The organism is Alteromonas sp. ABV4_150 (assembly GCF_056311745.1).
Genome location: NZ_CM149971.1, coordinates 422,865 through 446,950, shown reverse-complemented (window position 1 = coordinate 446,950; position 24,086 = coordinate 422,865). Strand labels below are relative to the sequence as shown.

Here is a 24,086-nt window from a genome sequence, read left to right as displayed (position 1 = left end):
AAGTGGCGGATACCAGTACTAACCAACGTAAGTCTGCTTCTGAAAAAGGCGGCAAAAGCAAAAAGGCAGTGTGGGGCGGTGTTGCTTTCTTACTGTTTGTAATTGCTGGGTTAGTATTTGGCGGGCTTAAAGCGAATCAGTATTTGCAAGACGAACAGCAAATGCCGGTTCAGGTTATCGATTTCTCTGGTGATTATCAGCACATCGATATTACCAAGCTGGAAAGCGTAATACGCAAAGCGCAGCCAGGAAGCTTTTTTGCGCTTGACGTTAACGAAGTATTTGAACTTGTTGAAGCGCAGCCTTGGGTTTATCGCGCGTCAGTCAGAAAGAAGTGGCCGAATACATTAAAAATATATTTGGTTGAGCAGCAGCCTGTCGCGCAATGGAATGAAGATTTGTTGTTAAACCCTTATGGGGATACGTTTAACGACGAAGGTGTAAAGCTTGACTTGCCGCGTTTGTACGGCCCGGGCGGTAGTGAAAAAACTGCCCTAGAAGGCTACAACGCCATGCATGCGTTAATAGCAACAACAGACATGGCGATTGATGAGTTGTCATTGAGTGAGCGGTTTGCGTGGCAAGTGCAGTTGGAAAACGGCATTAAATTGAATTTAGGGCGTCAGGAGTTTATCGATAGGCTACAACGGTTTATTGATGTTTATCCACTTTTGGCGCAACAAGAGAAGGCGGTGAAATACGTCGACCTTCGTTATGACACGGGCGTTGCAGTCGGATGGAAAGATGACAGCGCCACAGATGAAGAGAGTTAAGGAAACCATGTCAAAACCTGCTGAACGCAATTTGATTGTAGGACTAGATATCGGCACCAGCCAAGTAAAGGCCGTGGTGGGTGAATTACTAGAAGACGATCAAATCAGTATCGTAGGCGTGGGCACCCATGCGTCGAAAGGCATGGATAAGGGCGGCGTTAACGATTTAAACCTAGTCGTTAAGTCGGTACAGCGTGCGGTAAACGAGATGGAGTTAATGGCAGATTGCCGTGTGTCTTCAGTTTTCATGTCTATCTCAGGACGTCACGTAAAATGCCAAAATGAAAACGGCATGGTACCGATTAACAACCAAGAAGTAACACAAGAAGATGTAGATAACGTTATTCATGCGGCGCGCAGTGTGCCAATCGCAGCGGAACGTCGTTTACTTCACGTGCTACCGCAAGAATTTACGATTGATGTGCAGGAAGGTATTAAAAACCCAATCGGTATGTCAGGAGTAAGAATGGAAGCCGATGCTCACATTATCACTTGCGCCGACGATATGGCCAAAAACATGGTGAAGTGTGTTGAGCGATGTGAACTGAATGCTGACCAGCTAATTTTCTCAGCGTTAGCGTCAAGTTATGCAGTATTAACTGACGACGAGCGAGAGCTTGGCGTGTGTGTGGTTGACATTGGTGGCGGCACTATGGATATGGTTATATTCACAGATGGTGCGATTCGTCACACGGCAGTTATACCGGTTGCGGGTAATCAAATTACCAGCGACATCGCTAAAATATTTAGAACGCCTATTAGCAATGCAGAAGAAATTAAGGTGAATTATGCCTGTGCATTGAAAGATATGGTGAGTATGGAAGACAGTATTGAAGTACCCAGCGTGGGTGGACGCCCAGCTAGAGTCATGTCTCGTCATACGTTAGCTGAGGTCATTGAACCTCGCTATCAAGAGCTTTTTGAGCTGGTACATGATGAAATTCGTGCCAGCGGTCTGGAAGAGCAAATTGCAGCAGGTCTTGTACTTACTGGCGGTACCGCTAAGATGGAAGGTGCTGTGGAATTTGCCGAAGAACTTTTCCAGATGCCCGTGCGCGTGGGCAAACCTATCGACGTAAAAGGCTTGTCTGAATACGTTGATGATGCTGGCTTTGCAACAGTCGTAGGGCTGCTGCAATATGGCAAAGTACAATCTGATAATAAGAAATCCAGTACGCAGAAACCCGGTGAAAGCTTATTTCATCGAGTGCAAAGCTGGTTTAAAGGTGAATTTTAATTTTATTTTGGGGGCGCTATAGCTACGGCATTAAGGCTAGCAGGAAGCAATTAGCCTAAGGGAATGACCTGGCGTAGTGTTGAAAAAGACGTACAACCGGAGAGTAAGTATGTTCGAATTAATGGATAGTCACGGCGAAGAAGCCGTAATTAAAGTCATCGGTGTCGGTGGCGGCGGTGGTAATGCCGTTGAGCACATGGTGTCTCAAAGCATTGAAGGCGTAGAATTTATCGCAGTGAATACTGACGCACAGGTGCTTCGTAGCTCAAGTGCAGACGTAACACTTCAAATTGGCTCAAGCGTAACCAAAGGCTTAGGTGCAGGTGCCGATCCGAATATTGGTCGCGAAGCTGCGCAAGAAGACAGAGAAACCATTCGTCAGGCGCTTGACGGTGCCGATATGGTTTTCATCACGGCCGGCATGGGCGGTGGTACAGGTACAGGTGCAGCACCTGAAGTAGCGAAGATTGCTCGAGAAATGGGTATTCTTACGGTAGCGGTAGTGACTAAGCCGTTCCCATTTGAAGGTAAAAAACGTACCTCTTTTGCTGAGCAAGGCACTGTAGAGCTTGCTAACAATGTTGACTCGTTAATTACCATTCCTAACGAAAAGCTATTAAAAGTAATGGGTCCAGGTACTCCGCTTCTTCAAGCATTTAGCGCAGCAAACGATGTTTTGCGCGGTGCAGTTCAAGGTATTGCGGAGCTTATTACTCGCCCAGGTCTGATCAACGTTGACTTCGCAGACGTACGTACCGTTATGTCTGAGATGGGTAAAGCCATGATGGGTAGCGGTGCAGCAAGCGGTCCAGACCGTGCTGAAGAAGCTGCCGAAGCAGCAATTGCCAGCCCACTGCTTGAAGATATCGATCTGTCAGGTGCACGCGGTATTCTTGTAAACATCACAGCGGGTCCTGATTTCGCTATCGATGAGTTCGAAACTGTGGGTAACGCAGTTAAAGCGTTCGCATCTGAAAACGCGACCGTGGTTGTGGGTACCGTTATCGATATGGAAATGACAGACGAGCTTCGCGTAACGGTTGTTGCAACCGGTATTGGCGCAGAGCGCAAGCCTGATATTTCACTAGTAAGCGCAGAGGGTTCTCGCCTTACTCAGCCAGCTAAGGAATACGGTAATTCACAAACAAGTGAACCGCGTTCTGCTGTAGGTGGCACAGAAGGCAACCAAGCGCTGAAAGCTGACGATAGTGCTCAGCCAGACAACGATTTGGAGTATTTAGATATTCCTGCGTTTCTTCGCAAGCAGGCAGACTAATTTAGCTGCCTGAAAAGGAAGGGAATTATTTTACGTTTGTGGTGTCTTACTTAGTAAGGTGTATTTTCACAGCGTGAAGAATTTCGCGTGAATAGGTCGAAAAAATGCGTAATCTGACAAGGTAAAACTTGCCAGAACGGGTGTTTTTTGACATGTGAGTAATAACTCACTATAATTCGCGCCCGCTTTTTTAATAGGTAAAAGCTTAAGCAGATGATTAGACAACGTACAATCAAGCAATCGGTACAAGAGACCGGAATTGGGCTTCATAAAGGGGAAAAGGTCACAATGACTCTCCGACCTGCGCCAGCAAACACGGGTATCGTGTTTAGGCGTGTTGACCTTGAACCACATGTTGACATACCTTCGCGTGCGAACGCGGTAGGTAATACCATGCTGTGTACGTGTCTAAATAATGAAGACGGTGTAACTATCCAAACGGTAGAGCACTTAGCGTCTGCGCTTGCGGGTTTAGGTATCGACAACATTATTGTTGAAGTAGACAGTAACGAGCTGCCAATTATGGACGGAAGCGCTAGCCCGTTCGTATTCTTACTTCAATCTGCAGGTGTTGAAGAATTAAACGCGCCTAAGCAGTTTATTCGTATTAAAAAGCCAGTTCGTGTTGAAGATGGCGATAAGTGGGCCGAATTAGTACCTTACGATGGCTTCCGTGTTGATTTTCAAATCGACTTTGACCACCCTGTGATCAGTCAAACTCGTCAGCACATGGTTATGGACTTTGATTCATGCTCGTATGTTAATGAGGTAAGCCGCGCTCGTACCTTCGGCTTCATGAGCGATTTAGAGTATATGAACGCTAATAATCTAGCGCTTGGTGGAAGCATGGAGAATGCTGTGGCGCTAGATGAGTTCCGCGTACTTAACCCTGAAGGGTTACGCTACGATGATGAATTCTTAAAGCATAAGATTTTGGACGCCATTGGTGATTTATACCTTGGCGGTCATAGTTTAATTGGTGAGCTGCGTGCTTATAAAACTGGGCACGGCCTTAACAACAAACTTTTAAATGCCGTTTTGGCACAGAAAGAGTGTTGGGAGTTTGTGACCTACGACTCGCAGGAAACGGCACCAATTCGCTACGCTCAACCGGCGTTAGCGTAGAAATTTAGAAAAGCCGCCTAACGGGCGGCTTTTTTTCATATGGCAATTACTGTAATAAATGATACAGTAGCCGAATAATTAATATAAATTTCACCCATTCGACAAAAAAACATAAGTTGAAGGTTGTCGCCTTTGGCTAAAAACACATTCATAGTGTTATGAAGTAATATGAAAAAGAATGGCGTGAAACAGCAATTTTCTTCGTGGTATGAAATTAACAATCACATTAGCAGGTAAAAACAAACGTTACAGGCACAGCATTAGTGTCCGTACGCTCGTGAGCGCGACTGTGCTCTCGTCTATTTTTATGCTAGTGTCGAGCCGTTCTACTGAATCTGTGTCGGAAGATGTTGCACGGGTTCGTTTAGCGCAAACTGAAGTCAGTGAAAAACAAAAAGACGTTGAAGCGCTAAAACAACAAACCACGATAAAACTAAAAGCCTTGCTTTCTCATGTTGCAGAATTGTCTGCACAGGCCTCGCTACTTGACGAGAAGAGCAAGCAAATCGCAACAGAATTAGGTATGTCAGCGGCTGACCTGGACGCTTTCGTACCGGTATCGATGCCGGAAAACCTCCAAGACGACCCCATCCTTCACGAAATAGCCAAACTAGAGCAATCACTTGATTTAAAGTCTCAACAGTTGTCTATGCTTGAAAGTTTGGTAAGGGGTCACCATATCAACGAACAGAGCCAATTATCTGGTCGTCCGATAGAGTCAGGGTGGTTGTCTTCTTATTATGGTATGCGGGCCGACCCGTTTACTGGCGAACCTACCATGCACAAAGGGCTAGACTTCGCGGGTAAAGCAGGGGAAAACGTAGTAGCAACTGCCGCAGGTATTGTGACCTGGGCGGGTGAGCGCTACGGCTATGGCCAACTAGTAGAAATTGATCACGGTGATGGCTATGTTACCCGCTATGGGCACAACGACACCCTTACTGTTTCAATAGGCGATGTGGTGACCAAAGGGGAGCCAATTGCGAAAATGGGCAATACAGGGCGCTCAACTGGCGTTCATGTCCACTACGAAGTAATAAGAAACGGAAAACCAATCGATCCTCTGCCTTTCGTTTACAAAAAGTAGACAAGGTAGCAGCCAGGTAATTCTCGTTGATAATGCCTTATTAGTTAAGTTCATTTGAAGCGAAGAAGCATAATTTAAGAACATCGCAAAACACAATGTGTTTAACGTTGTGTTTTATACGTTTAATTTAGCTGTGCACGATGCGCGGCGCCTCGACAAGTAGTGGAATATAAAAGCTAATGTTTTCAAGCATCCTTCGAAAAGTATTCGGTAGTAGAAACGACCGATTATTAAAAAAATTACGCAAAAACGTAGATGCCATTAATGCACTGGAAGCAGAATTTGAAAAGCTTTCCGATGAGGCGCTAAAGGCAAAAACTGACGAATTTAAAGCCCGTATCGAAAAAGGTGAAAGCCTGGATAGTATCCTTATTGAAGCCTTTGCTACGGTACGTGAAGCCAGTAAACGTGTTTACGGTATGCGTCACTTCGACGTGCAAATGCTAGGTGGCCAAGTACTTCACGAAGGCAAAATTTCCGAAATGCGTACAGGTGAAGGTAAAACCCTTACAGCTACGTTGCCAACTTACCTTAATGCCCTATCGGGCAAAGGTGTTCATGTTGTTACCGTGAATGACTACCTAGCGCGTCGTGATGCTGAGTGGAGTAATCAGTTATTCATGTTTTTAGGTATGCGTGTAGGTTGTAACGTACCGGGTATGTCACCCGAGCAAAAGCGCGACGCTTACCAAGCAGACGTAACCTACGGAACTAACAACGAGTTTGGCTTTGATTACCTGCGCGATAACATGGCGTTTAGCCCGCAAGATCGCGTTCAGCGCCCACTTAATTATGCCGTAGTGGATGAAGTTGATTCCATCTTAATCGACGAAGCCCGTACGCCACTTATTATCTCTGGCCAAGCTGAAGATAGCTCAGAATTATATCGCCGTATCAACGTCATCATTCCCAAGCTTGTTCAGCAAGAAAAAGAAGATGAAGAAGGCCAAGAAGGCGATGGTGATTACACTATCGACCTTAAAGCAAAACAAATACACCTTACCGAGCGCGGTCAATTGCACGTTGAAGAGATACTTCACGAAGAAGGCTTGTTGCCTGAAGGTGAGTCGCTGTTTGCTGCAGGTAATATTTCATTACTGCACCATATTAACGCGGCCCTTCGCGCACACAAGCTGTTCGCGAAAGACGTAGACTACATTGTTAAAGAAGACCAAATCGTTATTGTTGACGAGCACACCGGTCGTACTATGGAAGGCCGTCGCTGGTCTGAAGGTTTGCACCAGGCTGTAGAAGCGAAAGAAGGGGTTCGTATTCAAAACGAAAACCAAACCCTTGCTTCAATTACCTTCCAGAATTACTTCCGCTTGTATAACAAGCTTGCGGGTATGACAGGTACTGCCGATACAGAAGCCTTCGAATTTAACCATATTTACGGCTTAGAAACGGTAGTTATCCCGACAAACCGTCCTATGCAGCGTAAAGATATGGCTGACCTTATCTACCTAACGGCAGAAGAAAAATACGAAGCTATTGTTGAAGACATTAAAGAGTGCGTTAAACGCGGCCAGCCCACCCTTGTAGGTACGGTTTCTATCGAGAACTCAGAGCTGATTTCTCGTATTCTTAAAAAGTCGAAAATTCCTCATAAGGTACTAAACGCAAAGTTCCACGAACACGAAGCTGATATCGTTGCACAAGCTGGTAAGCCAGGCGCGGTTACGATTGCGACTAACATGGCAGGTCGTGGTACCGACATCGTGTTAGGTGGTAACTGGCAAGCGGAAGTTGAGAAAATTGAAAATCCAACTGAAGCGCAAATCGAAAAGATCAAGGCTGAGTGGAAGAAGAGCCACGACGCAGTACTTGAATCTGGTGGTTTACACATTATTGGTACAGAGCGTCACGAGTCTCGCCGTATTGATAACCAGCTTCGCGGTCGTTCAGGCCGTCAGGGTGACCCAGGTTCAAGCCGTTTCTACCTGTCATTAGACGATGCACTAATGCGTATCTTTGCCTCTGAAAAAATGGGCAACATGATGAAGCGTTTAGGCATGGAGCGCGGTGAAGCTATTGAGCACCCATGGGTAACGCGCGCGATTGAAAATGCACAGCGCAAAGTAGAAGGTCGTAACTTCGATATTCGTAAGCAGTTGCTTGAATACGATGATGTAGCCAACGATCAGCGTAAAGTTATTTACGAACAGCGTAATGAACTTCTTGACGAAGGTGATATCAGCGAGACTATCGCAGCTATTCGTGAAGATGTTATTTCAAGCGTTGTCGATGAATACATTCCTCCACAATCTCTTGAAGAAATGTGGGATGTAAGCGGACTTGAAGAGCGCATGCGTGCCGACTTCGCCGTAGACCTGCCAATCAAAACATGGCTTGAAAATGACGACAAGCTATACGAAGAGAAACTGCGCGAGCGAATCTTAGGTGAAGTGGTAAGCGCCTATAAGCAAAAAGAAGAAGTGGTAGGCGAGCAGGTACTACGCCAGTTTGAAAAAGCGGTAATGCTTCAAAACCTAGATAGCCATTGGAAAGAGCATTTGGCGGCGATGGATCATCTACGCCAGGGCATTCACCTTCGCGGCTATGCACAGAAGAACCCTAAGCAAGAATACAAGCGCGAGTCGTTTGCCTTGTTCTCGCAAATGCTAGAAGCACTTAAAGTTGAAGTGATCACGATTCTTGCGCGTGTAAAAGTACAAGCTGAAGAAGACGTGCAAAAAGTAGAAGAGCAACGTCGTCAAGCTGACGATGTGCCTAAGAACTTTGAGCACGAAGAAGCGAACGCAACGCCAGAAGAAGCAAGTGACAAAGTACGTACGCAAGTGCGCGAAGGTGCGAAAGTAGGCCGTAACGACCCATGTCCGTGTGGCTCTGGTAAAAAGTATAAGCAGTGTCACGGTAAGCTTAAGTAATGAAAGTTGTACATGTTGCTGTGGGCGTTATCGCCCGCGGCGATGACATATTCATTACTCTTCGCCCTGACGATGTTCATCAGGGCGGGAAATGGGAATTTCCCGGCGGTAAAGTAGAAGAGGGTGAGACCGTTCTACAGGCACTAACGCGAGAGCTTGCTGAAGAAGTGGGCATATCTGTCACGGCATCTACACCACTTACTGTAATTACTCACGATTACGGAGACAAGCAGGTTAGGCTAGATGTACATCTTGTACATGATTTTGTTGGCGAACCTTTTGGAAAAGAAGGACAGCGAAGCAGATGGATCCCTATTTCACAGCTTAAAAGCACCGAATTTCCATCAGCAAACGCTGACATAATTACCTCCATCCAAAAATTATCTCGTTCATAATTGGCGAAACTTACTACTTTGGTCTAACTTATTGTTAGACGATAAATTTGTGTTTTAAAAAACATTTATCATTAAAATTGGGCTTAGACCTATAGAATTTGACATACAATTAAACTCTGCTTCCTCTCTCTCCGTTTTTAAATTTCTTTAATTATCAATACCGTTTAAGTATAAAGTGCCACTTGTGACATTCGCGACATTGGTGGGTAAATATTGTAATTGTTGTAATATCGTATTAATTTTTATACATAGGTATTTTGTTTATTACGTTTGCGTTTTCATTTATTGACGATAGTTATTGCGTAACCACTAATCGTACAATGGAGGATACGCCATGGCGCTCAAAAAAACATCAGATCCAATCGCTGCACCCACCGTTCAAGTGGATGCGAAAATGAGAAAAGAAGCTGAAGAGCAGCGCCGAAAAGCACGAACGCTGGCAAGGCAGCAACAAGCTGCTGAGCGTGTGGCATCCGCAACGACTGAACTAGTCAGCGGTGTAAACCAAGCTTCCAGTGCAACCGATCAACTATCAACTGCGGTAAACGAGATAGCGGCGGGGGCTGAGGAATCAAGTAGTGCCAGCCAAGAAAGCTTAGCCGCTGTGACGCAAATATCGGGCGGCCTGGTTGCGCAGCTTGAGCTTGCAGGTGCAACCATGGATAAAACCAATGAGCTCCAAACGTACTTAGAACGTGTGGTCGGAGATCTAGGCACCATGATGACCAGCGTTAAAACGGCTTCAGAACATCAATCGCGTTCCGTAGTGATGATGAGCGAGTTAGAACAACAGGCATCTAACATTGGCGAGGCTGTCAAACAAGTCACACGTATTGCTGATCAAACCAACCTCCTCGCTCTTAATGCTGCTATCGAAGCCGGTCGTGCCGGCAAGCATGGTAAAGGCTTTGCTGTAGTGGCTGACACGGTTCGTGCCCTTGCGGAAGTGTCTGACAAAAGCGCTGCCGATATCGCTAAGCAAATTGAAAAAATTCAGGAACAATCAAATCTAGTATCTGATGCTGTTAAGTCTTCATCAGAAGCCGCACTTGAAGAGGTTACTAAAGGTGAAGCTGTTACCGAGCAATTAGTCACTATCAAAGATGATATGAAATCGATTGCTGATGGTGCAGATGAATTACAAGCGCAAGTTAAATCGATGGATGGCGCCGCTAAAGAGATCCAGCAGGGTTCGGAAGCCATCTCTTGTGCAGCAGATGAACAATCTACAGCAGCGCAAGAAGTATCTTCCAACGTATCTGAACAGAGCGTTGCATTATCGCAGGCAGAACAAGCGGCTCAGTCGTTAGAACTTATAACCGAAGAGTTAAAAAATAGCACCGATATAAATAAAAGCGCTGAAGAAGTGGCCTCTTCTGCAGAGGAATTATCGGCAACGCTAGAGGAGATTAATCGCTCTTCTGGCGAGATTATGACAGCGCTAACTCAGGTGAACAATGGGTCGCAACAAGCAGCGAGTTCGGTAGACCAAGCCGTTGGTAATATTGACTTATTGCGAGAGGGCGTTGATAAGGCGTCATCTCAGTGTGATGTAGCACTAGAAAAAGGTAATGCAATAACGGCACTCTTGAAAGAAAACCGTGCCCTTATCGAAGGCATGGTAGGTGGTATCAACTTAGCACTTGAAACCAGTAAAGAGAATGTAAGTGCCATTAACGAGATGGAATCCATGACTCGCCAAATTGACAAGGTCATCGATACCATTACAACGGTTTCGGTTAAAACCAGCATGCTCGCGGTAAATGGCGCTGTCGAGGCAGCGAGAGCGGGTGAGTATGGTAAAGGTTTTGCGGTTGTTTCAGCTGACATTCAAAGCTTAGCCGACGAAGCAGCTGAAAATGTGGAACAAATAAAAGACCTCATCAAAGCCATTCAAGATCAAACAGTGAGTGTAAAAACCGACCTTACCAACGTAGCCGAGAGTGCATCACGAGAAGTGATGAAGGCGGTACAAACAACCAAAGACGTTGAAAAGATAGCAGTCGATATCTCTGAGGTGGTGGAGTACAACCAAGCCATGAAAGACCGGGGTGAGGAAATTGCCGCAGGTGTTACACAAGCGCAAAAAGGCCTTGAGCAGATTGCAGCCGCTAACGAGCAGGCAAGCAGCAACTGCCAGCAAGCACTGAATGCAGCTGAGCAACAGAGTAAAGGCATGGAAATCCTTGCAAAATCTATCGAAGAAATTGCCTCGGTAGCAGATGAGATGCAAAACGGCTAACGGTTCACCTTGTCAGAGGAGTCTTTCTTATGACTGATGTTTCAAATGTAGAAAGTACTGAAAATCTTCAGGACGACACGAGTGACGGTGAACAGCAATTCGTTTCCTTTCTTGTGAATGAAGAGCGTTTTACCTTTCCGATGCACTCTGTAGGCGAAATAATACGGGTTCCTACCGTGGTGTCGGTGCCGCTTGGACCTGCTCAAATGATTGGGTTAGCCAACTTAAGAGGCAATGTTTTACCTGTCTATGATCTAAGCATGATTTTGCTGGGTGTAAGCTTACAAATTACCGATGTGACTCGCGTGGTAGTTGTAGAATCGGAACTCGGTAGTGTCGGATTCATGGTTGACAGAGTGCTGAAAGTATTTGGAGTGCCTAATGAAACGGTAATTGATAAAAAGTCGATGACCGAATCTATCGCCTATGAATACATGCAGGGCATTATCAAGCAAGATGACCAGCCGGTAGAACAAATACTCGACGTATCGTCTTTAGCCAGAGCACAAGCCGTAACAAAGCAGGATGGTAATACGATGCAACTGTCGGGAATGCATCACATAGACAGTGACGACGAGATTGTTGAATCAGATGACCATAGCCTGCAGCAACTGGTTTGCTTTTCTCTTGAAGACCAAGAGTTCGCATTTCACCTACAGGACGTAGAAGAAATTGTTCGTGTACCTTCTGAAATTTCTCAGCTTCCAGAAAGTGCACCATCAGTGCTTGGGCTAGTGAATTTGCGAGGTCGAATAATTCCCATCGTCGATTTAGCAAACTGCATTGGCATGGTCCATACCGATATTAACGAAGCCTCTCGTATTGTCATAGCACAGAACAGCGACTTCGGCAGCGTAGGGTTTGTTGTTGCCAAAGTAAGCAATGTGGTTTCCATTTCTGAAAGCGAGCTAGAGGCCGTGCCTTCTGTCTGTAATGACGGCGCTGAGTCAGGGATTCTTGAAGCAGTTTACAGAAGTGACGGTGGAAAGCGTCTAGTGTCGATAATAAACCTAAATAATGTCTACAGCCGAGCGCTCATGACAGCGTTGAGTTCGCTGGATGAAGACATAAAGCAGGAGTCACAGATGAGCGAGAATAACGAGGGCGCCATCAATGAAGATGATTGCGAGCAATACGTCATATTTTGGATTAATGGTCAGGAATATGGCGTAAGCATTGATGACACCCAAGAAATAACCCGAGTACCTGAAAAGCTAGAGAGCATTCCAAGTACCCCTGATTATTTAAAAGGGATTGTGAATCTGCGTGGCACGGTGCTACCTGTCATCGACTTAAGAAGTCGTCTAGGCATTCCAAGCAGTGAATCATCTGAACGACAGCGAATTGTTGTGCTAACGAAGGATAAGCAGCGCACAGGCTTTATTGTTGATGGCGTTGCAGAAGTAAAAACTGTGGTTAAACAAACCATTGAAATAGCGCCTTCGTTGTCAGAAATGCAGTCTGAATTTTTAAGTCGATTAATAAAATTAAACGACGAAAAGCGCATTATTCAAATTATAGAGCCCAATGTTTTGCTAAATGACAACGCGGTGGCTCAAGCACAAACGCAGTGCTAGTTAAGTAGGCTAGCTTACTTGGTTGATTAATGGGAGATGCTATGTCGGTAAAAGTGCTTGCAGTGGATGACTCTGCGCTAATGCGCAAACTCTTTACTCAATTGTTTGAAAAAGAGGGGTTCACTGTCCAGGTTGCAAGAAACGGTGAAGAAGCGCTTTCTAAAGCGGTCGAGTTTAAACCCGATTGTATCACGCTTGATATTAACATGCCTGTGATGGACGGTATGACATGTTTGGCTTTATTAAGAAAGTTGTATCCATGTCCTACTATTATGGTTTCTTCGCTAACGCAAAAAGGTGCGGCTATTACTCTTGAAGCATTAGCATTAGGCGCCAGCGACTTTGTACTGAAAACAGGGGGCACTGTTAGCCGAGACATTTCTGATATAGAAACGCCTTTAATCAACAAAATAAATGCGTTAGCAAAGACGGGAAGGGCACAGCGCCCCACTATCAAGGCGCCCCCCGTCGTAAAGCAGCGTGTGGTGAGGAACAATAAAAGCACGCCCTTTGAAATTGTAATGATAGGCGTCTCAACTGGCGGGCCGCGAAAGCTGGAACACCTAGTAACGAATATATCGCCCACATTTCCAGCACCCATTGTGATTTCACAGCATATGCCAGCTTCGTTTACCCAAGCATTGGCCAAGCGACTCGATGGCTTAAGTCCGCTAACAGTTGTCGAAGTTGACTCAAGAATGATTCTTGAGGCGGGAAAAATCTACTTGGCGAAGGGCGATGCTGATTTAGCTTTTTCCAAAGCGGGTGCGGATATTCACGTTCGCCCCGTACCTGCGAGTCCCAGCTTTTTATGGCACCCTAGTGTCGATCGTATGGTCGATAGCGCACTGAATTGTTACGAGCCACTCGCTATGTTATGTGTTCAGCTAACTGGAATGGGCAGCGATGGTGTAGCTGCAATGAGTAAAGCATACAAAGGTGGTGCTACAACAATTGCCGAGAGTGAAGCGACATCCGTTGTATTCGGTATGCCAAAAGAACTGATAGAGGCCGGCTGCGCTAGTCATGTATTAGACAGTCCTAAAATAGTGTCAAAGTTGAATGCACTTTGTCGATAACAGGAGCAAGTGTTATGGGTTTAAAAAAGAAATCAAACGCCAGTGACGACATAGTAATTCAACAAGAAGAAAAGCGCAGTGCTCAACGAACGCCACAGCAGATGGTAGCCGATTTAGCCTCCCCAGACAGCAGCGTAAGGCGCTGGGCAGTGCGGGATTTAAGCGGTGAAGAAAATGCGCACAAGGCCTTTTTAGCGCGACTCCCAGCGGAAAACGACCCAACAGTTATCGAAGCATTATTTAGTGCGCTTGAGCACAATATGACGGATGCCGATGCATCTCAACTAATAGGCATGTTGAAGAGCGAACAAGTACAATTGCGTAACGGTGCTATTGAACTTATGCAGCAAAACCCTGATTTGTTCGCAAACAATGTGCATAAACTTATGCAAGACGATGACCCAGATACGCGTATCTTTTGTGTTGACATTATTGGTGCAGTAGCACACCCCGATGCGTTAAATTGGCTGCATCATATTGCACTTAATGACGGCAATGAAAATGTTGTGGGTACAGCTTTAGACAAGCTTGCAGAGGTGTCTGATAGCTCTACCCATGAAATATTGCAAACTGTAGAAAGCCGTTTTCCTAATCATGCCTATATTTCTTTTGTCATTAGCCTAATTCGAAATCAATTAGGGAGTGCGTAATGACTCCAGAAACGTTGGAAAAAATTGCTGTTGCTGATTTCGAGCGCTTTCGGTCGATGTTTTACCGAAAAACCGGGATCCATTTTGAAAATTCGAAACGTTATTTTGTTGATAAACGTCTACACGAGCGAATGAAAGCTACGGGGCACACTAACTTCAAAAGTTATTTTACCTTTATGCGGTTCCAAGCGTCGGGTGAAGAGTTTCAAAACCTAGTCAACGCAATGACAGTGAATGAAACCTACTTTTTCCGCGAAGAGTACCAATTTGATGCAATGACACGCTATATCATGGATGAGCTCGATAGTTATCGCCCACCTGGAGAAGACTTACGGATTTGGTCTGTGCCTTCAAGCACGGGCGAAGAGCCGTACTCTATAGCAATTCATCTTATAGAAAACTGGAAAGGGCTAGCTCATCGAGATGTAGAGATTGCGTCTTCAGATATTGACAGCAATGTTCTAGCGTCTGCTAAAAAAGGGCTTTATTCAAAGCGCTCGGTGCAGAACATTCCAACCGCGTTGGTAAAAAAGTACTTCATAGAAACCAATGGCCAATTTCAGCTATGTGACGACATAAGAGAATCGGTTTCATTTTCGCTAGCTAATATTCTATCAGGTACAAACATGAAGGGGTTTCGACATTTTGACTTGGTATTTTGCCGAAATCTGCTCATTTATTTTGACGATGAATCGCGTAAAAAAGCAGCACATGTTTTGTTTGATGCGATGAAGCCGGGCGGCTACATCTTTTTAGGTCACAGTGAGTCAATGAGCCGTATATCGTCTATGTTTAAAGTGCGTAAGTTCGGTGATGTTATTGCCTACCAAAAGCCACTTGCAGGAGGGGCGTAACATGAAAACAGTAATGATAGTTGACGATGCGTCTACGGTCAGAATGTTTCATAAAATGTTGGTATCTTCTGACGATCGCGTCGTGGAAGAAGCTGAAAATGGTGTGGAAGCGCTGGAAAAAGCCATAGGCACACCTATCGATTTGTTTTTGGTCGATGTGAATATGCCGAAAATGGACGGTTACCGACTCTGTAAAGAAATACGGCAAAACGAGCTTTTACGCGCTGTTCCCATCATCATGATAAGTACAGAGTCTGCGACTCAAGACGCGCAACGAGCCTATCAATGCGGTGCAAATTTCTACATGACTAAGCCTGTGGACGCTGACTCACTTAAGTCTGTGGTTAGCGCGGTATTAGGAGGTAGCTAATGAGTGAACTACTCGACGTATTTATCGGTGAGTCTCGGGAGAACCTAGAGTCTGCAAGCCAAGAACTTATTGAGATACAGGCCTCTGGCCCATCATCGGACAAAGTGGACAAAATCTTCAGAGATTTACACACTATCAAAGGTTCGTCAGACTTATTCGATATAAAACCACTAACGCGTTTGGCTCATGCCGCGGAAGATTTGCTAGACAGCGTGCGAGCTAAAGAGGTTGATTACAACGACGAAATTGGTGACCTACTTCTCGAGGCGCTAGACCAGATATCTATGTGGTTTGATGAGCTAGAAAATGGAACTCAAAAGCTCGCTGAATGGCAGCCAATCTCTGGCGATTTAAGTGCACAACTTAGAGCCTTCATCGACCCATCTCAAGCTGGTGAAAATACAGCTGAGCAAGACACTGCCACTCACGCTGATAGCAGTACCAACGAAATCGTTGATTCAGTAGCCACTGCGCTTGAAGCATTCGATGACAATGCGGATATAGCGTTATTATCGAAAAGCGCATCATCGGAACTGTATGTCATGGAATATACGCCTGATGAAGGTTGCTTTTTTCGCGGTGAGGACCCTGTGAATGTCGCACTGGCGCTGCCGGGTTTGCACGCGTTCGAAATCAACGCCCCTGCGATGGCCGCTGATGCCGATGTTTATCAATGTGTTTTAAAAATAACTGCCCTTGGCGAGGCGAGCGAAGACGCTGTTGTGACGCATATGGCCTATTATGAAGGTCAGTATAAACTACATAAGCTTACTCAGCAGGCGCTTAAATATCGCTGTAAAGACAAGATTCTCGATAGCGTGGTGCAGCTTAATGATGAAGCGTTAAATGAGGCTTTAAAAACGGCTCGTGAGACTGGTGATACCAATATGCTGCAGTCGACCGCTGGGCTTTTACTAGCGTCGCAAACACACGCTATGCCAACAAAAGCGGTGTTGTCATTTCTATCATCTGATCACGATCTTACGTTTCTTGATGACGACAAACAAGTCGGCGGTCCAGAGGACTCTGTGGACGACCCGGCCAGCGGTGCTATTGAGCCTGGTAAAGAGGGCTTATTACCACATGAAAAAGAGTTATTAACGCAACAATTAGCATTGATCAACTCTGAAGGCTATAACGCAGAATTTATGTTTCCTTCAATTTCGATGCTTGTCGGCAATGTGCTAAAGCAAACATTCAGCGATGAAGCGGAGCTAATAAGCGCAATTAATGTTGCGATAGAAGACGCGTCAAACGACACCGCTGAAGAGCAGGACATTGTTGTTGAAACTACCGACACGACAAACGAAATAGAGACGCAGACAGCAGAAGAAGAGACTTCTCAACCGGCTAAAGCTGAACGACAAGCCGTCAAGATGCTCAAAGTCGACCAAAGCAAAATTGACTATTTAATGGACATAGTCGGCGAACTAACGGTTGCAAAAAATTCACTTCCTTATTTGGCGAAGCAAGCTGAAGAAGAAGGTGGAAGTAAAAAGCTTAGCAAACAGATAAAAGCGCATTTTTCAATTGTTAATCGTTTAACCGAGTCATTGCAAAGTGCAGTATTGCAGATACGAATGGTGCCGGTTTCTCATGTTTTCCAGCGCTATCCAAGGTTGGTCAGAGATTTATCGAGAAAACTCGACAAAAAAATCGAACTTTGTATGCAGGGTGAAGACACCGAGTTCGATAAAAATTTAATTGAGTCTTTATCTGAACCTCTCATTCATCTACTGCGCAATAGCGTTGACCATGGTATTGAATCACCCGAAGACAGAATAGAGGCGGGAAAGCCTGAAACTGGGCGTATTGATTTAATTGCTACTCCCCTTGATGACAGTGTCATTATTGAAATACGTGACGATGGGAAGGGCATTGATCCCCATAAAATTAAGCTTCTCGCTTTTCAGAAAGGCGTAATAACGGAATCACAGCTTGAGAGCATAGACGATAATGAGGCACTTCAGTTGATTTTCGCCGCAGGGTTTTCTACCAGTGAACAAGTGTCGGACCTGTCCGGTCGTGGGGTGGGCATGGATGCAGTAAAAACCATGGTAAGTCAGGCAGGCGGTACTATAGAAATGCATAGTGAGGTTGGCGTAGGCTCTACGTTCAAGTTGCTTCTTCCTCAGACTATGTCAGTGAATCGCGTCATGATGTTTGAAGTAAACGATCAAATGTTTGGCGTAAGTATGGATGCGGTAGTAGAGACGGTGAAAGTTCCTACACAGGACATTCAGCGAATTCGCAATGAAAACGTGTTGGTGATACGCGATAAATTAATACCGCTTTGTAATTTGCGAAATGCGCTCGGGTTCGAACCTGACGTCGGTAAAGAGGAACACTCGGTATTAGTTGTGTCAACGCCGCAGGGCGAGTTTGGACTTATTATTGATAAGTTTCATGAAGGTATTGACGTTATTCAAAAACCCCTTGAAGGCGTCCTTGCTGGCTACTCCCATTTCTCAGGTACAGCATTGCTTGGAGATGGAAGGGTATTGCTCATAATTAATGTGCAGGAGGTTTTATCCACATGCCTGTAACGTACAAGAAAAAAGTAGCAGTGCTTACTGGGCATTGTGAAATTGAAGAGGCCGAAACCCTATTTAGTTGGCTGACAGAGGACGCCTCGCGACAGTTGAACTTGAAGACGTTAACAACAGCACATACTGCAGTTTTCCAAGTGCTACTGTGCTTACGACCAAAGGTTAGTGTACAGCCCGAATCGTCAGAACTATATTGGATAGTAGAAATGCTTCAATCAGACAACAATAAAGTGTGGTGTGAATGAGAGTGATCACGGTTGCGAATCGCAAAGGTGGGACAGCAAAGACTACTACAGTGGTCAACCTTGCTTTTGGTTTGGCGCAACATGGCAACCGTGTTTTAGTTCTGGATTTAGATAATCAAGGGCACGTGATGCAAGGCTTGACGGCGCTTGGCACTGAGACGCAAAACATCATAACCACCATGCCTATTAAAGGCTTTTTTACTTCGATTGTTAAATGTAGTGAAAAAATATACGCCACCAATGTCGACACCACGCGCGCAAACACTAACGATGATATTGCATTAGACGCTATCCGTTTGTGGTGCGATAGCGACCAAGTATCGACGTATTTCGATATCGTTATTATCGACACGCCGCCAACGCTAAGCTCTCAGCTAATGGCAGCACTGTCCGCCGCTACGGATATCATTATACCTGCTACGCCAATGCCACTTGCAAGCGACGGTGTACAAAAGCTGTTAAATGCGTGTCGCAAAGCCATGACAGAGCGCAAGTTTAGAGCGACAAGCTTAACCATTTTGCCGGTAATGGTAGAGCAAAACTTAAAGCTACATCGCCAAGAATTGAGCAACTGGTACGGCCGCTATGGTCGAAATAAAGTGCTTAGTCCAATACATAAAAACATAACATTAGCCGAAGCATTCGCAAAAAAAAAGCCGGTATTTGCCTATGCGCCTCACAGTCGTGGAGCTCGAGACTATACTGAATTGTGTAAACAGTTAATCGGCTATAAACAAGAGGTAATGCAATGAGCGCAATACACTTAGTAGATGATTCAGCAACAATGCTGATGAGTATGGAAATGCTGCTAAAGCGGGCAGGCTATACGGTAACAAAGTCAGAAAGTGCGGAAGCGGCTATGACAGCGCTTGAATCAATATCGCCCAAGTTGATTATTACTGACCTAAACATGCCAGGTATGAATGGTATCGAGCTAATAAAAACATTGAAGCAGCAATCGAAATTTAGATTTACCCCCATGTTGATGTTAACTACGGAATCGCAGCAAAGTCGTCGAGAAGAAGCGAAAGCTGCTGGTGCTACAGGCTGGCTTGTCAAACCCGTCGAGCCAGAGCAATTGTTAGGTGTAGTAAAGCAGTTGGTACCAGCTGCATAAGGTAGAGACATGAAAGTACTTGAAAAAGCAAAGCAGTATTACGAAACAGTGCTCGCTGAGAAAGTAAAAGTGCTTAAGGAAAAGACAGGTAGCATGCAGGATTCGCTTTTACTTTGGGGCGGCCTATTGAGCGTGGCATTAGTTGGAATTGTTGGGTCTTTGAGCATTCCTCTTGAGTTAATGGGCGTTCACGCTGGTGTCTTAATGACTATCTTAGGAATGGCCAGTTTTATGCCATGGTATGTACGCAGACAAAACCAGGTGTTTACGAATAAGCTCAAAAGCCAAGAGAGTTATCTGCAGGAAACCTCCTCCCAATTAAGCGAAACACATACTCAGGTTAATGATTACGTGGCCATATTGAAAGGCCAGATGGACGGCATAAGTGCAATAACTGAAGACGCTTCAATGGAGTTGATGAAAGCGCTGTATGAAATTGAAAGCAGTATTCAAGACAGTATAGATAATGTTGAATTAGGTCAGAAAAATGCCATAAGCTGTAAAGAAAAAAGTGCGGACGAATTTGAAATTGCAGCTCAGCGCCTCTCCAATATAAAAGAAATGATCAGCACGCAGCGAGCGCAGCAGATTGCAGATACTGAAGCTATTCAAGGGGTAATGCGTGAGGTTGAAAATCTTAAAGAGCTTACCGAACTTGTCAAAAATATTGCGTCCCAAACCAACTTGTTAGCGCTCAATGCGGCAATTGAAGCAGCGCGTGCTGGCGAATATGGGCGCGGGTTTGCCGTGGTAGCTGAACAAGTGCGCATTCTATCGTCTCAGTCCTCAGATGCAGCAGAAAAAATTGAAACGGGTATTAAATCTGCCCTCGATGCAGCGCATCTGCAGGGCGAAAAAATGCTGAGCTCAACACGAGCAAATGATACGTGCGAATTACTAACAGGGTTTTCTGAGTCGCTGGAAAATATAACTGCACACTATCGTGTACTAGAAGATCTTAACCCCAAGATGCTGGCATGCTTCTCGCAAAGTGCAACAGAGGTTGCATTTAAAGTAAGTGGCGCAATCGCAAAAATTCAATTCCAAGATATTATTCGCCAGCGCACCGAACACGTGAAGCTAGAGCAAGACGCCATTGTTAGTCTGTTTGGACAGTTTTCTTCTTACATTAATAACCGCGAGCATTTTGATGAGTCGTTTAATTTAAGCACTAAAGAAATGTTTGAAAAATATGTGATGGAAGACCAGCGTAAAATCCACTTTGATATTAATGAATCTTCGCCAGAAGAAAAGAATGAGTTTGAAGAGGCGCGAGAGCCGAAGATAGAGCTTTTTTAACATACTCTGACTCAGGTGCCGCCTATGTTCATTTCTTTAAGTTGAGCGAGCCGTGAAACTTAGGCTGACGTGCGAGAAAGCCTACCTTACAACAAAAATGCCAGTCGGTCTCTGACCGGCATTTTTCTATTTAATGCTTTAAGCGTTTCAGCGTTTTTTTGATATCGCCAGTTGGTTTCTGCGTTAACTTTTGAAAGTTGCAGAGTAACCAACCTGTATTGGCTAAAGGGTGATACGCTCAGACGTAGCAAACGCAACGTCCAGCTTAAAGTAAGCCGCTTCATTTATAAAATGCGGATAGGTTTCTTTTTCCCCATCCCACGGGATATCTTTTCCATCAAAGGTTCTAAACATGGGAGAACCCGGTAGCAAGGGTTTAAAATCATTGTCTTGCAATGAGTGGTGGATCATCGCGCTACGTGCGCCATCTCTATCTAAAGGAAAGCCGACGTTTTCACCTAAGCGAAACGCTTCACACGCTGGCAATGCGTCTGTTTTTATCTCTTGATTATTATAAGCAACACAAAAATCTAAAATGGCCTCGGCCATGGTTTGCGTTAGAAGGTAAACATCCTCTCTCAGCACCCCCTGTGGCTGACCACCCACTTCAATCATTACGCCTTTCTTACCAGTGGTACATAAATAACCGTGCTCCAGATAAGGCTTTTCGTCTTCCACCAAAATATTTGCTTCAGGCATTTGTTGCTTAACGAACCGTGCTAGCTGAATGTGAAACTCATCCGCTTCTAAAATGATTAGCGTAGCGCCCATTTCGCTGGTGGTATTATGAATATCAATCACAAAATCGGTGTTTGACTTGCCCTTTGGGCCAAGTTTCTCATTTAGCGATTTAGCAAGCACGGCTTCTTTAGCGGTGCTGTTATCTGATAAACGCTCAAAGGTAAACTGACGGTTTAAATCTTCTTCTACAAAACGCACGTTCGCATCAAGGGCCGCTTCATTGGCAATGTTCAACGATATATTTAGCTCATTAAATCGCGAAGGTAGCCCAAATTGCTGCCAGTTTCGAATAAGCTGAATACCACTGGTCTCATTGCCATGAGTACCACCAACGAGTGCAATTGATTTAAACATTGAATTTCCTTTGAAGTCAGTGCTTACCAAATTAGAGCAGCACTAAAAATGAAATCGTTGACCGAGCATGACATCAGTATACGTAACGCAATTTAGGATGTGCCACAGTCATCGATTAGTGATGAAATACTACATGAGACTGTGGCTTTCGAAAATAGCCCTAACCAGCATTTTCAGCGATTATTCAGAAACTTCCCTTGAATATTGCTGACGATAACGCTTGGTCAACTTGGCTGACCTTAACTGATCTAACAACAAAGAAATGATTGGGTTGGCATTTGAAACAGCAGGTTTACCATGTCCAATTCTGCGAAGCTGACGTTTCACCTGCGCCATCGTCGCTAGACCAGCCAATGTTTTATCTTTCCAATTCACCACAGGTATAACACCTTCAATAAGAGGCGAGCTTTGCCATTGGTTAGGCAGGTCAGGTGTTAAAGCAAGTGCGCTAGCAATACCGACCATTTGAACGCCACTACTGATTACGTTCTCGGCAATGGAAAGTCTTCGTATCCCACCGGTTGTCATTACTGGAAGTTTTGTTGCTTTTGCTATTTGAGCCGCAAATTCAAGAAAGTAAGCTTCACGAGACAGTGTCCTGTCGTCTGCCGTTCGACCCTGCATAGCAGGTGACTCATAACTCCCTCCAGATAGCTCAACCAAATCAATTTGCAATGACTCGAGAAGGGTAACAACGTCAATAGCATCATCAACATCGAACCCGCCTCTTTGAAAATCCGCAGAGTTAAGTTTCACTGCAATGTCAAAGTTTTTCCCACACTCTTGCTGTATTTTTTCTACAATGACAAGTAGAAGTCGTGCTCTGTTTTCTAGAGAACCTCCCCATCTGTCCGTTCTTTTATTAGTGAGTGGTGACAAAAACTGAGCCAATAAATACCCGTGAGCAGCATGAATTTGTACGCCATCATAGCCAGCACTTTTAGCCAATGTAGCGGTTGTAACGAAGCGTGCTATTACATCTTCAATTTCATCTTCTGTCATGGCTTTCGGTTGTTCGAATAAACCTGAGTGTTTACCCATATCTAGCGGTACATCCGATGGTGATAAAACTTTTCCACCCATCTTTTTGAATACTTGACGCCCAGGGTGGTTTATTTGCATCCATAAACGGGTGTTGTTTCTCTTCGCTTCTTTTGCAAGCTCTGCAAAAGGTGACAGTGGTGTATGTGACTCTAGCACTAGTCCACCTGGACCTGTCATGGCCATGTGGTCTACCATCACGTTACCTGTAATGATTAAACCAACACCACCGTCAGCCCACGCACGATAAAGCGTGCGTAATGCTTCTCCTGGTAGCTGGTGTGGCTCTGCCATGTTTTCTTCCATTGCAGCTTTAGCAAGCCGGTTCTTTATAAGATTGCCGTTGGGTAAGGTAAAAGGGGTAAAGGCATTTGATGGCATAGTACTGTTCTCGCGTAGCAAATAAAGTTGACGTCACTTTAAGCTTAAAGTTAACTTTAAGGTCAAGTATAAATTATAGAGATGAGTTGTTATGCGCATTGGAGAACTATCAAAATCAATTGATTTGCCAACCAGCACCATTCGTTTTTACGAACAAAAAGGCCTATTGCCTAAAGCGCCTCGGAGCGCTAAGGGTTATCGACTATACGATAACCAAGCTGTTGAACGTTTGAAAGTGATAAAGTTTGCTACGAGCTTGGGCTTTTCACTAGATGATTTGCCGGGACTTTTAGCCAATGGTGAGGGGTTAGACCATCAACAAGTTATGGAGCACCTAAAGGAGAGAAATAAAGAAATTGAGCATCTACTAGCAAAGCTCACACGACAAAAGTTGCAAATGGACAGGCTTACAGCGCGGCTAGCTGAATTGTGGGAGGCAGGGCACTGCATGAGTGCCTGCGAGATAGATGGTTTATTGGCCGAGCTTGAAACTGTTACTTAAGTACAGTATTCGTTAACCTAATGCACCATCATTATGATGGTGCACGTGCTCTTTAATGCTTGAAAAAGTCGTCAGATTGCTGTGCCAACATCGCCTCTATTTCTTCCACATCAATATGTTGCGGTGTGGCATCTTCAGCTGGTTTTCCCGCAATTTTTCTGTCTTCTGCAGCCCATTCGCCTAAATCAATGAGTTGACATTTCTTGCTGCAAAAAGGGCGATATTCGCTTGTTGGTGCCCAAACAACCTGTTTGGCACAAATAGGGCATTTCACTTCCATAATAGACTCCAGTGAAATACGTCT

General features: G+C 44.9%; 22 protein-coding genes. 19 read left to right on the top strand and 3 right to left on the bottom strand.

What is annotated here, in order from left to right:
- Positions 1 to 2 precede the first annotated feature (2 nt).
- The 18 genes from ACYX4M_RS01940 to ACYX4M_RS01855 all read left to right on the top strand — a co-directional run bounded on the left by ACYX4M_RS01940 (position 3) and on the right by ACYX4M_RS01855 (position 20,763).
- Positions 3 to 773 carry a cell division protein FtsQ/DivIB gene (locus ACYX4M_RS01940; RefSeq protein WP_476081662.1) on the top strand — a complete coding sequence of 257 codons (771 nt, stop codon included), beginning with the start codon at positions 3 to 5 and terminating at the stop codon, positions 771 to 773.
- 7 nt (positions 774 to 780) lie between these two features.
- Entirely contained in the window at positions 781 to 2,010 is a 1,230-nt protein-coding gene (ftsA, locus tag ACYX4M_RS01935) for a cell division protein FtsA (protein WP_179984267.1), read from the top strand.
- Between the two features lie 109 nt (positions 2,011 to 2,119).
- Entirely contained in the window at positions 2,120 to 3,286 is a 1,167-nt protein-coding gene (gene ftsZ / locus ACYX4M_RS01930) for a cell division protein FtsZ (RefSeq protein WP_118492812.1), read from the top strand.
- 213 nt (positions 3,287 to 3,499) lie between these two features.
- On the top strand, positions 3,500 to 4,411 hold the full coding sequence (gene lpxC / locus ACYX4M_RS01925) for a UDP-3-O-acyl-N-acetylglucosamine deacetylase (RefSeq protein WP_334056746.1): 912 nt from the start codon (positions 3,500 to 3,502) through the stop codon (positions 4,409 to 4,411).
- Between the two features lie 208 nt (positions 4,412 to 4,619).
- Positions 4,620 to 5,498 carry a peptidoglycan DD-metalloendopeptidase family protein gene (locus ACYX4M_RS01920; RefSeq protein WP_476081661.1) on the top strand — a complete coding sequence of 293 codons (879 nt, stop codon included), beginning with the start codon at positions 4,620 to 4,622 and terminating at the stop codon, positions 5,496 to 5,498.
- Between the two features lie 179 nt (positions 5,499 to 5,677).
- Positions 5,678 to 8,386, top strand: coding sequence for a preprotein translocase subunit SecA (gene secA, locus ACYX4M_RS01915; protein WP_476081660.1), 2,709 nt, complete (start codon positions 5,678 to 5,680; stop codon positions 8,384 to 8,386).
- Positions 8,386 to 8,781 carry an 8-oxo-dGTP diphosphatase MutT gene (gene mutT, locus ACYX4M_RS01910; protein WP_476081659.1) on the top strand — a complete coding sequence of 132 codons (396 nt, stop codon included), beginning with the start codon at positions 8,386 to 8,388 and terminating at the stop codon, positions 8,779 to 8,781. The genes secA and mutT overlap by 1 nt, the downstream gene beginning before the upstream one ends.
- 334 nt (positions 8,782 to 9,115) lie before the next feature.
- On the top strand, positions 9,116 to 11,023 hold the full coding sequence (locus ACYX4M_RS01905) for a methyl-accepting chemotaxis protein (RefSeq protein WP_476081658.1): 1,908 nt from the start codon (positions 9,116 to 9,118) through the stop codon (positions 11,021 to 11,023).
- Positions 11,024 to 11,052: 29 nt separating this feature from the next.
- Positions 11,053 to 12,600, top strand: coding sequence for a chemotaxis protein CheW (locus tag ACYX4M_RS01900; RefSeq protein WP_476081657.1), 1,548 nt, complete (start codon positions 11,053 to 11,055; stop codon positions 12,598 to 12,600).
- Positions 12,601 to 12,641: 41 nt separating this feature from the next.
- Positions 12,642 to 13,679, top strand: coding sequence for a chemotaxis-specific protein-glutamate methyltransferase CheB (cheB, locus tag ACYX4M_RS01895; RefSeq protein ID WP_476081656.1), 1,038 nt, complete (start codon positions 12,642 to 12,644; stop codon positions 13,677 to 13,679).
- Between the two features lie 14 nt (positions 13,680 to 13,693).
- Positions 13,694 to 14,329, top strand: coding sequence for a HEAT repeat domain-containing protein (locus ACYX4M_RS01890; RefSeq protein ID WP_476081655.1), 636 nt, complete (start codon positions 13,694 to 13,696; stop codon positions 14,327 to 14,329).
- A complete protein-coding gene (locus tag ACYX4M_RS01885) occupies positions 14,329 to 15,183 on the top strand; it encodes a CheR family methyltransferase (protein WP_334049715.1) in 855 nt (284 codons plus the stop codon). The genes ACYX4M_RS01890 and ACYX4M_RS01885 overlap by 1 nt, the downstream gene beginning before the upstream one ends.
- 1 nt (position 15,184) lies before the next feature.
- The gene (locus tag ACYX4M_RS01880) at positions 15,185 to 15,553 is read left to right on the top strand and encodes a response regulator (protein ID WP_039218627.1); all 369 of its coding nucleotides are present in this window, start codon (positions 15,185 to 15,187) and stop codon (positions 15,551 to 15,553) included.
- The gene (locus ACYX4M_RS01875) at positions 15,553 to 18,099 is read left to right on the top strand and encodes a chemotaxis protein CheA (RefSeq protein WP_476081654.1); all 2,547 of its coding nucleotides are present in this window, start codon (positions 15,553 to 15,555) and stop codon (positions 18,097 to 18,099) included. Before ACYX4M_RS01880 ends, ACYX4M_RS01875 begins: the two co-directional genes overlap by 1 nt.
- On the top strand, positions 18,090 to 18,347 hold the full coding sequence (locus ACYX4M_RS01870) for a hypothetical protein (protein ID WP_039218621.1): 258 nt from the start codon (positions 18,090 to 18,092) through the stop codon (positions 18,345 to 18,347). Before ACYX4M_RS01875 ends, ACYX4M_RS01870 begins: the two co-directional genes overlap by 10 nt.
- On the top strand, positions 18,344 to 19,099 hold the full coding sequence (locus ACYX4M_RS01865) for a ParA family protein (RefSeq protein WP_476081653.1): 756 nt from the start codon (positions 18,344 to 18,346) through the stop codon (positions 19,097 to 19,099). Before ACYX4M_RS01870 ends, ACYX4M_RS01865 begins: the two co-directional genes overlap by 4 nt.
- The gene (locus tag ACYX4M_RS01860) at positions 19,096 to 19,464 is read left to right on the top strand and encodes a response regulator (RefSeq protein ID WP_474871394.1); all 369 of its coding nucleotides are present in this window, start codon (positions 19,096 to 19,098) and stop codon (positions 19,462 to 19,464) included. Before ACYX4M_RS01865 ends, ACYX4M_RS01860 begins: the two co-directional genes overlap by 4 nt.
- Positions 19,465 to 19,473: 9 nt before the next feature.
- Positions 19,474 to 20,763: a methyl-accepting chemotaxis protein gene (locus ACYX4M_RS01855; protein WP_476081652.1), complete on the top strand. Its 1,290-nt coding sequence runs from the start codon at positions 19,474 to 19,476 to the stop codon at positions 20,761 to 20,763.
- Positions 20,764 to 20,985: 222 nt separating this feature from the next.
- Here ACYX4M_RS01855 and ACYX4M_RS01850 read toward each other — a convergent pair whose 3' ends face one another.
- Together ACYX4M_RS01850 and ACYX4M_RS01845 are read right to left on the bottom strand one after the other, a co-directional pair.
- Entirely contained in the window at positions 20,986 to 21,858 is an 873-nt protein-coding gene (locus ACYX4M_RS01850) for an aspartoacylase (RefSeq protein WP_476081651.1), read from the bottom strand.
- Between the two features lie 180 nt (positions 21,859 to 22,038).
- Positions 22,039 to 23,280, bottom strand: coding sequence for an NADH:flavin oxidoreductase/NADH oxidase family protein (locus tag ACYX4M_RS01845; protein ID WP_476081650.1), 1,242 nt, complete (start codon positions 23,278 to 23,280; stop codon positions 22,039 to 22,041).
- Positions 23,281 to 23,371: 91 nt separating this feature from the next.
- Here ACYX4M_RS01845 and ACYX4M_RS01840 point away from each other — a divergent pair, with 91 nt between their 5' ends.
- Entirely contained in the window at positions 23,372 to 23,782 is a 411-nt protein-coding gene (locus ACYX4M_RS01840; protein ID WP_476081649.1) for a MerR family transcriptional regulator, read from the top strand.
- A gap of 52 nt (positions 23,783 to 23,834) precedes the next feature.
- On the opposite strand, the gene yacG is transcribed toward ACYX4M_RS01840, so the two are convergent.
- Positions 23,835 to 24,062: a DNA gyrase inhibitor YacG gene (yacG, locus tag ACYX4M_RS01835; protein ID WP_474871384.1), complete on the bottom strand. Its 228-nt coding sequence runs from the start codon at positions 24,060 to 24,062 to the stop codon at positions 23,835 to 23,837.
- Positions 24,063 to 24,086: the final 24 nt, after the last annotated feature.